Below are 12,599 nucleotides of genomic sequence, written 5' to 3'. Positions count from 1 at the left end.
TCGGCTCTCCCGGCTGGTGCTGAGGGTTGTCTCAGCGACTTCGAGGCAGCCCTCAGCACCAGCCGGCCCGCAACGCGCGCTGCCGCCGACCGGACGGCCCGCACTCACGATCGTCTGGGCATCGGTCCCGCCCGCGCCTCCCGACGGTGGCTGGTCCTCAGGGGTGTGTCCGGGTCACGGACACACCCCTGAGAGCCAGCCGGTATCAGTCGGTGGCCGACGGGTCTGCGCTCATGGCGGCGATGGTGGCCAGCATGTTGGCGCAGAGGGTGACCAGGCGATCGTCCATTGCCGCCGCGGCGTCGGCTTCCTCGCGGGCGCCGGTGTCGCCCGGCCCGTGCCGGAACGTCTGCCGGACCACCGTCGTGCCGCCGTCGCCCGCACTCAGGTGGTAACGCCACAGTGACCCGGCGGCCCCGTCCTCGTCGAGCACCGACCAGGCGAAGACCTCACCGGGCACCACCTCGGTGATCTCGCAGACGGCGGTTGCCTCGAGCCCGTTCGGGAACCGGTTGCGCCCGGTGAAGCGGGTACCAGGCACGAGTTTCGGCTCGTCGTCGCCCCAGCCGCCGTCGATCGTCTCCGGACTCCACTCACCGATCCGGTCGACCGCGGTGACCAGCTCCCACATCCGTTCCGGCGGCACCGGCACCACCCGCGCGACAGTGACCTCCGTACCCGTGATCAGATCCACCTGACTGCTCCTCTCGCCATCGGTCTCGATGAAGCGACGAACGAGGAGCGCCGTCCAGGACACCGGGACCATCAGTGATCGGCGATCAGCGCCAGGCGTAGGTCGAGCGGTTGACCAACGCCGCCCGTGCGGCCTGGTCCAGCTCCGGGTGGTCGGCGCGCAGGGTTTCTTCGACGCGGTGGGCGTAGACGGTCAGGTCGGTGCCGGGCAGGATGCGGTCGACGGTCCTGATCAGGACGGCTATCCGCCGCAGGAGTTCCGGGGCGGCGTCGCCGAAGGCCCGGCTGACCGCGCCGGGATGCGACGACGGCCAGGGCCGGCCCTGATCACCCCACACGAAGACCGTGACGGCTCGGTTCAGCTCGGCGTCGGGCTCGGTGGTCAACTCGATCCGCGCACCGTCAGCAGGGTCGGCAGGCGGCCCGGGGCCGGCAGCGCCGGGTCCAGCAGGTGGTGCACGGCGGCCGCGGCCTCGTCCTCGACCGGCATGTAGACCGACGACAGGTCCGCCGCCTCGGCCAGGGCGCTGCCGTCGAAGCCGACCACCGCGACGTCCTGCGGGACCCGCCGGCTGGCCTCGCGCAGCGCCTGCAGCACGCCCATCGCGGTCACGTCGCACGACGCGAACACCGCGTCCAGCCCCGGGTCCCGGGCCAGCAGCTCCTGGGTCGCCGCATACGCCCGGGCACGGGTGAAGTCGCCGTCGACGGAGAGCACGGCGCGGGCCACGCCGTCCATCACCCGCAGGAAACCGGCCTTGCGCTCCTGCGCGCACGGGGTGGGCGGGCCGAAGACCGCGCCGATCCGCCGGCGGCCGGTGGTGACCAGGTGCATGGCGGCCTGGTATCCGCCGCCCTCGTTGTCCGGGGCGACGAACGCGACGCCGGGCGCGGACCGGCCCAGCGCGATCGTGCGGCTGCGCCGGGCGTACGCGGCGCTCGCCGGGCCCGGCATGTTGATCAGGATCTGGCCGAACGGCGGGTCGGCGTCGACGGCCGGTGCGGTGGACACCCGGCGGACCTCGAGGGAGATGTCCTGGTCGCCGATGGCCCGCAGGGCGCCGGTCAGCACCCGGCCGTAGAACGGTTTGGCGGCCATCGCGTCCGGGTCCGGGTCGACGATCAGGACCTGGACGCGTTCGCGGCGGTTCGCGCTGGTGCGGCCGGTGGCCAGGGCGCGGGCCACGGCGTGCGGCTCGAAGCCGAGCCGGGCCGCGACGGCGCGGACGTGGTCACGGACCTCTTCCGAGGTGCCGTACCGGCCGTTGATCGCCCGGGACGCGGCGGCGCGGGACACTCCGGCCACCCGGGCGACGTCGGCGAGGGTGGTACGCCGGTTCTCCATGGGGGAACGATATCGCCGGGCCTCAATCGGCGAGCAGGTGGCGCAGGGTGCGCTGCGGGTCGGCCAGGAAATTTCGGGTGACCTGGACCGCGTCGGCCTCGTCGTACGTGACGCGGCGGAGCCGCCCGTCGTCCTCGACCTGCAGGATCGTGGCGCCGGGCAGCGCGAGCAGGATCGGCGAGTGCGTGGCGATCAGCATCTGGGAGCCGGCCTCGGTCAGGTCGTGCAGCCGGGCCAGCGCGATCAGCAGCCCGCGCGGTGACAGCGCCGCCTCCGGCTCGTCCAGCAGGTAGAGCCCGCCGGGGTGGAAGCGGTTCGCGATCAGGTCGAGGAAGGACTCGCCGTGGGAGCGTTCGTGCAGGCTGTGGCCGCCGTAGCCGTCCGCGACGCCGAGGTTGTCGATCTCGGTGACCACGTTGTAGAACGACTCGGCGCGGAAGAAGAAGTTGGAGCGTTCCCGGCGTCCGGCCTGCCGGCCCACGGTCAGGTGCCGGCCGAGCGCCGACTCGGTGGACTGGGTGGCGAACTGGAAGTTGCGGCTGCCGCCCTCGGCGTTGAACCCGGCTGCCACCGCGATCGCCTCGACCAGCGTGGACTTGCCGGAACCGTTGTCACCGGTGAGGAATGTGACGCCCGGGGAGAGATCAAGGTGACCGGTAGCGATCAGACCGCGCACGATCGGCAGACGGAAGGGGTACGCCGTGGTGTCGACGTCATGGTCGACCGCGATGTCGCGCAGGAACCGGCCGGTCACCCGCCGAGTGTAGGAAGGATCCGCTGGCCGGGAGCGGCCGGGGGCCCTCACGAGTAGGGTGAGGCGGTGAGCACGACGGACGCGCTGGTGCAGCTCTCCTTCCAGATCCAGCGGATCCTGGCCGAGGCCGGCATCGAGCGCGACTTGTCGATCGCGCAGCTGCGCCTGCTCGGCATCGTGCGCGACCGTCCGGCCGGCATGCTCCACCTCGGCGGCCACCTCGGTCTCGACAGGTCCGCGATGGCCGGGCTGGTGTCCGGCGCCGAGGAACGCGGCCTGGTGCGCAGCCTGCCGTCCCCGCGCGACTCCCGGGTGGTCCTGGTCGAGTCGACCCCGCGGGGGCGCCGGGTCGCCCAGGAGTGCGCCCGCGAGATCGAGCGCCAGGTCGCCGAGCTCATCGCCGGGCTGTCCGCGACCGATCAGGAACTGCTGACCGCGCTGGCGGCCGAGCCGCTGCCCTGACCCGGCGGATCACCAGGCCCACGCCTCCGGGGCCGGGCCGCCGTTGCCGATCGGCGGGAAGATGTCGTCGAGGGTGGCCAGCACCTCGCCGGTCAGCGGCTCCAGCGGCAGGTCCAGCTGCTCCCGGGTCCGCGGCCCGAGCACCGCCGCGGTCACCTCCGGACGGGACAGCAGCCACCCGATCGCCACCGCGGCCGGCTCCGTGCCGAGCTCCGCGCAGAACTCCTCGAAGCGCTGAAGCGCGGCCCGGTGCGGCTCCACCCGTTCCGGCGCGTGCAGCACGCTGCGTCCCGGCACCCCCTCACGCTGTTTGCGCAGCGCACCGGAGAGCGCCCCGAAGTGCAGCGGCGAGTACGGCAGGATCCCGATGCCCAGCTCCGCCGCGGCCGGCAGCACCTCCAGCTCGGCGTGCCGGGTGAGCAGGTTGTACTTGCACTGCTCGGACACCACGCCGAGGAAGTTCCGGTGGTCCGCGACGGCTTGCGCCCGGGCCAGGTGCCAGCCCGCGAAATTCGACGACCCGACGTACCGGATCTTGCCTTGCGCGGTCAGGACCTCCATGGCCTGCCAGATCTCCGCCCACCCGGTGTGGCGATCCACATGATGCATCTGGAACAGATCGATCCGGTCGGTCCCGAGCCGGCGCAGCGACGCCTCGCACGAGGCGATGATGTTGCGGGCGGACAGCCCGCGGTCGTTGGGGTCGTCGGACATCGGCGCGTAGACCTTGGTGGCCAGCACGGTCCGGTCCCGGCGGCCGGACGTCGCCAGCCAGGAACCGATGAACCGCTCGCTGAGGCCGTCACCGTCCTCGCGGCCGTACATGTTCGCGGTGTCCACGAAGGTGATGCCGATCTCGGCGGCGTGGTCGAGGATCGCGTGGCTGTCGGCCTCGCCGAGCTGCCAGCCGAAGTTCATGGTGCCGAGGCAGAGGCGGCTGACGGTCAGGCCGGTGCGGCCGAGACGGGTGTATTCCATGACGTCTTTCTGCCATGCCGCCCGGATGGCCCGAAGCCGTTCGACCGTGCTCGAATGGTGGCGTGATCGCCTGGGAGTTCGGGCCGGCCGACGTGGCCGGGTTGCGGTTCGCCCACTCGCCGATGGCCGAGCTGGTGGCCAGCGTGTTCGCGCTGCGGGCCCGGTCGGCGTGGCTGCGTCCGCAGTGGTCGGCCCGGGTCGGCGCGGCCCTCGCCGGGTGGCCGACGTTCCGGGCGGTGCTGTGCGGGCCGCTCGGTTACGCGCCGGACTTCCTCACCCCGGTGCCGCTCGTCGCCCGCCCGCGCCTCGACGACGAACTCGCCCTGATCGCCGCGACCGCGCCGGACCGGGTCGTCGACCAGGTCCTCGCCGGCTGGACCGGGCACGCCGCGCCCGCCGAGATCAACCGGTTCGCGCACGCGCCGGCGGCCGCCCTGGCGGTGCTGCTCGGTGAGATCCGGGCGTACCACGCGACCGCGATCGCGCCGCTCTGGCCCCGTCTGCGTGCCGTCGCCGACGCCGAGATCGCCACCCGGGTCCGGGTCGCCGCCGACCACAGCCCGCGCCGCATGATCGACACCCTGCACCCGCGGCTGGGCTGGGACGGCGCCGCACTGCAGCTCCGCTACCCGCACAAACACGGCAGTTGGTCCGGCGGCGGGCAGGATCTGACGTTGCTGCCGACCGGCTTCGCCGGATCTGAGGTGTACGCCATGACGACCGGCCGCTCCCTCTGGTACGCCCCGGCCGGCTACGGCACCCTGTGGTCACCGGCCCCCGCCGCACCGGCCGCCGCCCTCTCCGCCCTGCTCGGCCCGACCCGCGCGACCGTGCTGACCCTGCTCGCCGCCCCGCACAGCACCGGCGACGTCGCCACCCGGCTCGGCCTGGCCCCGGCCACCGCGTCGCACCACCTGACCACCCTGCGCGACGCCGGCCTGCTCACCGCGGAGCGCTCCGGCCGCCGCCTGCTCTACCACCGCACCCACCTGGGTGACCACCTCACTAACCTGTGAGCATGCGGTTGCCCAAGCCGGCCTTCGGCGTCCTGCTCGTCGCCGGGGCGGTCGCCGTCGTCGGCGCGCTGTTCTCCCTGCCCTGGCCGCTCGGCGCCGGGTGGGTGGTGGCGCTGGCCGTGCTGGCGCTGCACCCGCTGCCGGCCCGCCCGGTCCTGCCCGGCCCGCCGCGCCTGCTGCTCGGCGCCGGCCTGCTCGGTCTCGCGCTCGCGGTGCTGCTGCAGGCCTGGACGTTAGGGGCGTTCCGCTCGGCGATCGACGGCGCGTCGCTGGCCGACCTGGTGGCGCTGGACCACGACGCGGGCCAGTACCGGGCCCAGACGCTGCGCGGGCTGGCGAGCGCGGGGTGCGAGCTGCTGGCCTGCGCGGCGTTCGCGGTCGCGCTGACCAGGATGCGGCGTCCGGTGCCCCGGCCGGTGCTGACCGGCTTCGCGACCCTGGCGGTGATCGCCGTGGCGATGACCGGCTTCGCGATCGCGGCCTGGACCACCACCCCGGAGCCGGTGATGACCGTGCCCGCCGACCTGCCACCCGAGCTGGCCAGGGAGGTGGCGACCACGGTGCCGGGCCAGATGATGAGCCTCGACCCGTTCGGCGCGATCATCCTCGGCATCATGCTCTACGCCACGTTCCAGCTGGTCGACGGCTACGCCCGGGGCGATGGCTGACCTCGTGCCGGTCATCGGGCCGGACGATCTGGCGCGGGCCGTCCGGGCGATGGGCGAGACCCTCGAACCGCTGCTGGACCGCGACTGGTCGGTCCCGGCCGGCACGCTCGACTGGAGCTGCCGCGCCACGCTCGCGCACATCGGCCACGACCTGCTCGCCTACGCGCTGCAGGTGGCCGGTCAGGCCCAGCACGCCTATCTGCCGGCCGATCTGAGGATCCGCGACGAGGCCACCATGGCCGAGGTGCTCACGATCGTCGAAGGCTGCGGCGCCCTGCTCGTCGCCACCCTGCGGGCCGCGGGCCCGGACGTCAGAGCCTGGCATTTCGGACCGTCCGACACCTCCGGGTTCGCCGCGCTCGGCGTCGCTGAGATCATCCTGCATGTGTACGACATCAGCCGCGGTTTGCAGGCCCCGTGGTGGCCCCCGGCGAAGTTCAGTTCGCGGGTGCTGGCCCGGCTCGCCCCGGACGCCACCGCCGAGCAGCAGCGCGCGACCGGCCGGCGGCAGCACTCCACGCAGGTGCTGCTCCGCTACACCGGCCGGGTCGGCGACCCGGTCCCGTGGCGCTGGCAGGTGCCCCCGGTTCCCCCGCTCATCGCGCCGCCGCGCCACACCTGCCCGTGCTGCGGCCACGTCACCTTGACCGCGCGCGGCGCCTTCGAGATCTGCGACGAGTGCTGGTGGGAGGACGACGGCCAGGACGACCACGACAGTGCGGACGTCCACGGCGGCCCGAACGGCGACCTGAGCCTGGACGAGGCCCGCCGCCGATACGTGGCCAAGGGCCGAGGCCGAACCCTGCGCCCGCGTTAGGACACCGGGCCCGGCCCCGGTCAGATCCGGCTCAGTCGGTGCCGCCCTGCACCGGATAGTGGATGACGACCGCACCACCGGTGGCGTAGTTGGTGACATCGGCGGACACCCGCCGGCCCTCCGGCGACGCCGTCGCCGCGCCCATCGCCGCCGCGTCGGCGAACTCGGCTTCGAAGACCGCGAAATACGGCGTCTGGCCCTGCGCCGCTGCCACGTCGAAGCTGTAGCGCCACGCGAGCAGGCCGGGCATCTGCGTGACCAGCGGGAGATGAGTGGTCACGTAGTAGTCGCGGAAGTGGTCGGGATCGGTGGGCTCGGGATACAGAACCACCATCTTGTGCATGCCAACCTCCGTGCCAGCACTCGAACCCGCCGGGTGCTTCGGAATTCGAATCGGTCGACTCGGAAGTTACTGTGTCGGATACCGAATCATCAAGTGGGGCGGGATGACGCGATGACGACACCCCGGCCGGGACGGCCGGTACGAGGATCGAGTACCGGCCGTCCCCTGATGGCCGCCCTCGATCTGTTCGGGCGCCGCTGGAACCTGCGCATCATCTGGGAGCTGCAGCACGGGCCGGTCGGCTTCCGCGCGTTGCAGCAGCGCTGCGACAACATGTCCTCCAGCGTGCTGCGGCAGCGGCTGACCGAACTGCTCGACGCGCACCTGGTCGACCAGCAGCCGGACACGACCTACGGTCTCACGGAGCTCGGCCACGACGCCTGTCTGGCGCTGCGCCCGCTAGCCCGGTGGTCCGGCCGCTGGGCCGGCGTCATGGCCGAGGACGGTGAGGCGTAGCAGCCCTGGTGCTTCGAAAAGAGAATCGCTATGGTGCTTCTGAATCCGAATCACCGGAGCGTGGCCATGGCTCGTCTACCCGCGTTGGAACCGCCGTTCACCACCGACGTCGCCACCCGGCTCGCCGCGATGATGCCGCCCGGCGCGCCGCCGATCGGGCTGTTCCGCACGTTCGCCAAGAACCTGCCGATGACCGCCGCCATGAGCCCCTGGGGCGGCTACGAACTCAGCCGGCAGCTGTCCCTCACGCTGCGCGAGCGCGAGATCGTCATCGTTCGCACCTGTGCACGCTGCGGCTGCGAATACGAATGGGGTGTCCACGTGATGGTCTTCGCCGACCGTGCCGGACTGACCCGGTCCGAGATCGCCTCGCTCACCCACGGACACGCGGACGACTCGTGCTGGAGCGCCGGCCGGGAACGAGTGCTCATCCAGGTGGCCGACGCCCTGCACGACGCATCGGACATCAGCGACGAGCTCTGGGACTCCGCCCGTGCGGTTCTGGACGAGCCGCAGCTGCTGGACCTCCTCATGCTCTGCGGGTGGTACCACGCCGTCAGCTTCGCCGCCCGGGCCACCCGCGTCGACCTCGAGCCCGGCGCACCGCGCTTCGCCGACGTCACGCCCTGACCGGCCGCCTACTGGTCGATAGGCTGCCGGGCGTGATGGAACCAGCGGAGCGGGCCAGGCGGGTCGGGGTTCTGACCACGATGGCGGGGACCATGCTCGCCGCGGGCGCCGACCCGGACCAGATCGCGCGGGAACTGCTGCGGCGCACCGACTCCCCGATCTCGGCGATCAAAGCCGTCGCCGATGCCACCGGGATGGGTCTGGGTGACGCCAAGGAGGTGGTGCACCGGAACCTGGCTCCACCGGTCCGGGAGGCCGCGGAGCAGCTGTGGCGGGACCTGCTCGACTCGTAGGGCGGGTGCTTGCCGCGGCTTCCGTCGTACGGAAAAGTCTGTGTCATGGCGGATGAGCGCTCACCTGGTGCCGGCAGAGCCCAGACCCTGGCCCTGCAGGGCGTCGCCAATGCGATCGTGCGGGTGTTGCTGCGGGTGCCCGTGGTGTCGCGGGGGATCGGCAAACGCCTGGTCACGCTGTATGTGGTCGGTCGCAGGTCGGGCAAGCGGTACACCGTTCCGGTCGCCTACACCCGGCACGAGGGCGCGCTGCTGATCGGCTCACCGTTCGGGTGGGGCCGCAACCTGCGCACCGGTGAGCCGGTGGAGGTCCGGTTCCAGGGCCGCCGGCGGGTGGCGGACGTGGTGGTGCACACCGATGAGGACGCGGTGGTCCGGGACTACGCGGTCATCGCCCGGGACAACCGCAACTTCACCGGCTTCAACAAGATCGGCTTCACCGCGAACGGCGACCCGGACCCGGCCGACCTGCACCTGGCGTGGGCCGCGGGCGCCAGATCGTTCCACCTGCGCCTGCGCTGATCTCTTCTCTCTCGGTGGAGTGTTGACAATGACAGTCGGGTTGGTCGCGGTGACAGGGACTTCGGGCCGGGTCGGCGATGCCGTCGCGCGGGACCTCGAAGCCGCCGGCTGGACGACCCGCGGCGCGGACCTCGTACCCGGCCCGCGAACCACCATCGTCGGTGACCTGCGAGACCTGCGGGTCCGCCGTGCCCTCGTGCACGGAGCCGACCTTGTGGTCCACGCGGCGGCCCTGCACGCCCCGCACGTCGGCCGGGTCGCCGACGAGGAGTTCCGGTCGGTCAACGTCGACGCCACCGCCGCCCTGCTCCACGACGCCGAGGCGGCGGGCGTGCGCCGGGTCGTCTACATCAGCAGTACGAGCGTCTACGGGAACGCTTTGGTCCCGGCCGACCGGGCGGTCTGGGTCGACGAGCAGCTCCCGCCGCAGCCCCGGGACATCTACGACGAGACGAAGCTCGCGGCCGAGGCGTCGGCCGCCGCGGCCTCGATGCCGTCGGTGACCCTGCGGATCGCCAGGTGTTTCCCCGAGCCACTGCCGGTGCTGGCCGTGCGTCTGCTGCACCGCGCCGTGCTGCTCACGGACGTCGCCGCCGCGGTGGTAGGCGTAGCGGCGCAGGACACGGTGACCGGCGTGTTCAACATCGCCGGCCGCTATCCGTTCACACGAGCAGACTGCGTCGCCTTATTTGACGACGCGGCCGCGGTGATCGCCGACCGCGCTCCGCAGGTCGCGGCAGAGTTCCGGTCCCGAGGCTGGCCGCTGCCGAAGAGCCTCGACCGGGTCTACGACTCGGCCGCGGCGGCGGCCGCGTTCAGCTACCAGCCCACCGAGGCCGCCCTGCGCCTGCTTCGTGAGCCGTGACGTGGAGAAGCTCCGTAAGTGAACAAGGTGCTGGCCCCGTTAGGCGACCACAGGCGGTCCTAGAGCAATGAAACAAGTAGCCGAGAGTAGTGCAGCTGGTTGAGGTCCGCCATCCCTGTTGCTCGACACAGCCATGGCATGGTGATAGATCTTCGTGTCGTGGTGGAGAGCGAATTCCGTGCTGGCGACGTGCTGAAGGTTTCCTGCTCGTTTACCCCGGCGAGGGTGATCGACGTTTCCAGCGCACACGTTTCGATCCGCTGGCCATGGTGGCAGAGCGATCCGGATGCCGTGGGATTCGACTGGAACGGGAACGTCGCCATCGCCCGCGGCGCCGACATGCCTGACTGGTCCGCCGAGCTGTTCCGCACCGAGCCTTCCGCCGAGACGCTCCAAGCTGGAGCAGATTGCCGGGTCGGTATTCCTCCCACTGTCGTGCACGTGATCGAGGTACAGAGCTTCGATCCGCCGATCGAGACGGGTTGGCTGCCGCGCCCGCACTGCGAGATTGTGGTCCTACGCCGCGGCGTGTCAGAGGATGTCAACGCGGTTGAGCAGGGAAGCGGCATCAACCCGTACGATGACATTCCCTTGATTATCGATCTTGTTTTCCGGCCGTACGCTTTTCTGAACATCGGCGATGATGTCGCCGACTGCCGTGGGCGGTTGTGGCGTTTCGACGGACCATGGGACTTGTATGCTTACGACCGGCAAGAAGGAATTCCTACCTGGCCGTTGGCTCTGGTAGCCGGCGGCGATGGCTCGGTGGACGCTGAGCGTCAGGCGCTGGTGGCTGCCGCCACCACGATTGGCTCCCACGAGACAGAGATCGAAACGTGGCGGCGAGCCGTCCATGCAGAACCTCCGGCGCGCTGAAGCAGGAGGCCGGGAACCACCACTCTGCAAAGCTCGGCCAGGCCATGAGTCGGCATCCGGATCTGCCGCGAAGCGATCGCTACGAAGCGTCACGGGCTTCCAGCCTTCCGCTGCACTACTTCGCCGATGAAAATGTGCGATCCGGTAGCGCCCGTAAGGAGCTTTGTCGTGTGGTGGCATCGGTGAGGATTTCTTCGAGTCGTGTTCGGCATCCGGTCACGGAGGCTGGATGGGTTTCCCGTAGTAGCTGATTCCGGTGATGTGCCTACTGCGACGGCCCACGCTCGGGCGCGGATCCAGGTCAGTTCCTCGAGGTTGACGGTGTTCCAGCAGGCCCGGCGTGCTGGAGATGGCAGATCCCGAATGGGAGATTGTTCGGCGTCGGGGAAGCCGACGGACAGGCAGCCGAGGTGATCAATGCGGGGCTGCACGCACTTTAGTGCCACCCGGCCGGTCAGGAAGTTGCATGGTGCCGTTCAGGGTTCAGTGCGACTCAAGCGCGACACACACCTTGTGTACTGACGAGGCCGCCGAACGAGGGTTCCGGCGGCCTTGGAGGAACGATGAAAGTCGTATCCGTCATCAACTTCAAGGGCGGTGTCGGCAAGACAACCGTGACGGCCAACCTGGGCGCCGAGCTGGCCCGGCGTGGGTACCGGGTGCTGCTCATCGACCTTGACCCGCAGGCGAGCCTGACGTTCTCGTTCTACCGACCCAAGGAGTGGCTCGACGGGCTGGCCGACGAGAAGACGATCATGCGCTGGTTCGGCGAGTTCGTCGCCGGCCAGGGCGAAACTGTCCTGACCGATCTCATCACCACGCCGCCGATGGTCAATGCCAAGGTCGGTGGGCGCGGTGGCCGGCTGGACCTGATCGCGTCACACCTCGGCCTCGTCAACATCGACCTGGCGCTCGCGCCCGAGTTGGTGGCAATGACGCCGGTGCAGTCCAGCGAGAAATTCGTCAAGGTCTACAGTCGGCTCCTCGACGGGCTGGCGGCGGACGCGTTCGACACATACGACATCGTTCTCATCGATTGTCCGCCCAACTTCAACATCGTGACCAAAGCCGCGATGATCGCCAGTACCCACTATCTCGTGCCGGCTCGCGCAGACGATCTGTCGACCCTGGGCATCCAGTACCTGCGTAAGGGCATCAGCGATTTGGTCGGCGACTACAACGAGAGCCTCACTGTGTCGCCGGGCGACCGGGCCAAGGCGGAACCGGTCATGGCCGGGGTCGTCTTCACCATGGTCGAGGTGCGCAACGGGCGGCCAACCCGGATCAACCAGGACTTCATTCACCGTGTGAGAAGTCAGCCGGGCCTCTGCGTGCTCGACACGACGATCAGGCACAACCAACGCCTCCATGCGGGCGCGACGACCAGCGGGGTCCCGCTGGCCGTCACCGGTGGCGTGCCGACCGACATCGCGGCCGAGCTCGCTGCTCTGGCAACCGAGTTCCTTCAGACGCTCGAAATGACAGGAGGTCCCGCCGGTGGACGCTAAGAGCAGGTTCGTCGCTCTGTTGAGAGACGTCGCCACCACAATCAACAGGCTGAGCCCCGAACAGTTCGACCAGATGGCAGCCGGCGATGCCCGGCTGGCCTTCGTGCCGCCCGGCGGCGACGTGGTCGTCGCCGGGCCCGACGCGGGGCCCATCCGGGCCAAGCTGGCGGCGACGGAAAGCCGGCGGGCCGCCGCCGCCTATCTCGACGGCCTTGGCCTCAAGAGGGACGCGCTGATGTCACTGGCCCGGCAGTTGAGCGTGGCCGTGCTCAGCAAGGACCCCAAGCCGATGCTCGTCCAAAAGATCGTTGACGCCACGGCCGGGGCGCGGGAGGACACGACCGCCATTCACAGCCCTAAGTGGCGCTGAGGT

At 70.6% G+C, this 12,599-nt stretch carries 18 protein-coding genes; 12 read left to right on the top strand and 6 right to left on the bottom strand.

Going from position 1 to position 12,599, the window contains the following annotated elements:
• Nucleotides 1–205 precede the first annotated feature (205 nt).
• From ADL15_RS23735 to ADL15_RS23720, 4 genes are all read right to left on the bottom strand, one after another.
• The gene (locus ADL15_RS23735; RefSeq protein WP_198170980.1) at nt 206–694 is read right to left on the bottom strand and encodes an SRPBCC family protein; all 489 of its coding nucleotides are present in this window, start codon (nt 692–694) and stop codon (nt 206–208) included.
• Nucleotides 695–779: 85 nt separating this feature from the next.
• Entirely contained in the window at nt 780–1,079 is a 300-nt protein-coding gene (locus ADL15_RS23730) for a hypothetical protein (protein WP_067695200.1), read from the bottom strand.
• The gene (locus ADL15_RS23725; RefSeq protein ID WP_067695197.1) at nt 1,076–2,038 is read right to left on the bottom strand and encodes a LacI family DNA-binding transcriptional regulator; all 963 of its coding nucleotides are present in this window, start codon (nt 2,036–2,038) and stop codon (nt 1,076–1,078) included. The genes ADL15_RS23730 and ADL15_RS23725 overlap by 4 nt, the downstream gene beginning before the upstream one ends.
• Before the next feature lie 22 nt (nt 2,039–2,060).
• Nucleotides 2,061–2,792, bottom strand: a complete 732-nt coding sequence (locus ADL15_RS23720) for an AAA family ATPase (protein ID WP_067695195.1) — start codon at nt 2,790–2,792, stop codon at nt 2,061–2,063.
• 66 nt (nt 2,793–2,858) lie between these two features.
• Between ADL15_RS23720 and ADL15_RS23715 the strand changes: the two genes are divergently transcribed.
• On the top strand, nt 2,859–3,254 hold the full coding sequence (locus ADL15_RS23715) for a MarR family winged helix-turn-helix transcriptional regulator (protein WP_067695192.1): 396 nt from the start codon (nt 2,859–2,861) through the stop codon (nt 3,252–3,254).
• 9 nt (nt 3,255–3,263) lie between these two features.
• Here ADL15_RS23715 and ADL15_RS23710 read toward each other — a convergent pair whose 3' ends face one another.
• A complete protein-coding gene (locus tag ADL15_RS23710) occupies nt 3,264–4,232 on the bottom strand; it encodes an aldo/keto reductase (RefSeq protein WP_067695186.1) in 969 nt (322 codons plus the stop codon).
• A 62-nt stretch (nt 4,233–4,294) separates the two neighbouring features.
• Here ADL15_RS23710 and ADL15_RS23705 point away from each other — a divergent pair, with 62 nt between their 5' ends.
• Genes ADL15_RS23705 through ADL15_RS23695 form a run of 3 tightly spaced genes read left to right on the top strand, consistent with a single transcriptional unit; the run spans nt 4,295 to nt 6,733 of the window.
• Entirely contained in the window at nt 4,295–5,248 is a 954-nt protein-coding gene (locus ADL15_RS23705) for an ArsR/SmtB family transcription factor (protein ID WP_157441566.1), read from the top strand.
• A gap of 2 nt (nt 5,249–5,250) precedes the next feature.
• The gene (locus tag ADL15_RS23700) at nt 5,251–5,916 is read left to right on the top strand and encodes a hypothetical protein (protein ID WP_067695184.1); all 666 of its coding nucleotides are present in this window, start codon (nt 5,251–5,253) and stop codon (nt 5,914–5,916) included.
• A complete protein-coding gene (locus ADL15_RS23695) occupies nt 5,909–6,733 on the top strand; it encodes a CPCC family cysteine-rich protein (protein WP_067695182.1) in 825 nt (274 codons plus the stop codon). Before ADL15_RS23700 ends, ADL15_RS23695 begins: the two co-directional genes overlap by 8 nt.
• Nucleotides 6,734–6,764: 31 nt before the next feature.
• Here the strand turns inward: ADL15_RS23695 and ADL15_RS23690 are convergent, their stop codons facing one another.
• A complete protein-coding gene (locus ADL15_RS23690; RefSeq protein ID WP_067695179.1) occupies nt 6,765–7,076 on the bottom strand; it encodes an EthD family reductase in 312 nt (103 codons plus the stop codon).
• Nucleotides 7,077–7,244: 168 nt separating this feature from the next.
• On the opposite strand from ADL15_RS23690, the gene ADL15_RS23685 reads away from it, so the two are divergent.
• From ADL15_RS23685 to ADL15_RS23650, 8 genes are all read left to right on the top strand, one after another.
• Nucleotides 7,245–7,532, top strand: coding sequence for a winged helix-turn-helix transcriptional regulator (locus ADL15_RS23685; RefSeq protein WP_067695176.1), 288 nt, complete (start codon nt 7,245–7,247; stop codon nt 7,530–7,532).
• A 66-nt stretch (nt 7,533–7,598) separates the two neighbouring features.
• Complete coding sequence (locus ADL15_RS23680; protein ID WP_067695409.1) at nt 7,599–8,162, top strand: carboxymuconolactone decarboxylase family protein; 564 nt, start codon at nt 7,599–7,601, stop codon at nt 8,160–8,162.
• Nucleotides 8,163–8,194: 32 nt separating this feature from the next.
• On the top strand, nt 8,195–8,455 hold the full coding sequence (locus ADL15_RS23675) for a hypothetical protein (RefSeq protein ID WP_157441565.1): 261 nt from the start codon (nt 8,195–8,197) through the stop codon (nt 8,453–8,455).
• Between the two features lie 45 nt (nt 8,456–8,500).
• Nucleotides 8,501–8,977, top strand: a complete 477-nt coding sequence (locus ADL15_RS23670; RefSeq protein ID WP_067695171.1) for a nitroreductase/quinone reductase family protein — start codon at nt 8,501–8,503, stop codon at nt 8,975–8,977.
• A gap of 49 nt (nt 8,978–9,026) precedes the next feature.
• Complete coding sequence (locus tag ADL15_RS23665; RefSeq protein WP_067695407.1) at nt 9,027–9,842, top strand: NAD-dependent epimerase/dehydratase family protein; 816 nt, start codon at nt 9,027–9,029, stop codon at nt 9,840–9,842.
• A 159-nt stretch (nt 9,843–10,001) separates the two neighbouring features.
• Complete coding sequence (locus tag ADL15_RS23660; protein ID WP_157441564.1) at nt 10,002–10,718, top strand: hypothetical protein; 717 nt, start codon at nt 10,002–10,004, stop codon at nt 10,716–10,718.
• A 563-nt stretch (nt 10,719–11,281) separates the two neighbouring features.
• Nucleotides 11,282–12,226 carry a ParA family protein gene (locus tag ADL15_RS23655; protein ID WP_067695167.1) on the top strand — a complete coding sequence of 315 codons (945 nt, stop codon included), beginning with the start codon at nt 11,282–11,284 and terminating at the stop codon, nt 12,224–12,226.
• The gene (locus tag ADL15_RS23650) at nt 12,216–12,596 is read left to right on the top strand and encodes a hypothetical protein (RefSeq protein WP_067695165.1); all 381 of its coding nucleotides are present in this window, start codon (nt 12,216–12,218) and stop codon (nt 12,594–12,596) included. The genes ADL15_RS23655 and ADL15_RS23650 overlap by 11 nt, the downstream gene beginning before the upstream one ends.
• Nucleotides 12,597–12,599: the final 3 nt, after the last annotated feature.

The sequence above is a fragment of the Actinoplanes awajinensis subsp. mycoplanecinus genome (assembly GCF_001509495.1).
Lineage (GTDB): Bacteria > Actinomycetota > Actinomycetes > Mycobacteriales > Micromonosporaceae > Actinoplanes > Actinoplanes palleronii.
The sequence above is the reverse complement of the archived record's forward strand: the minus strand, read 5'-3'. Positions and strand labels throughout refer to the sequence as shown.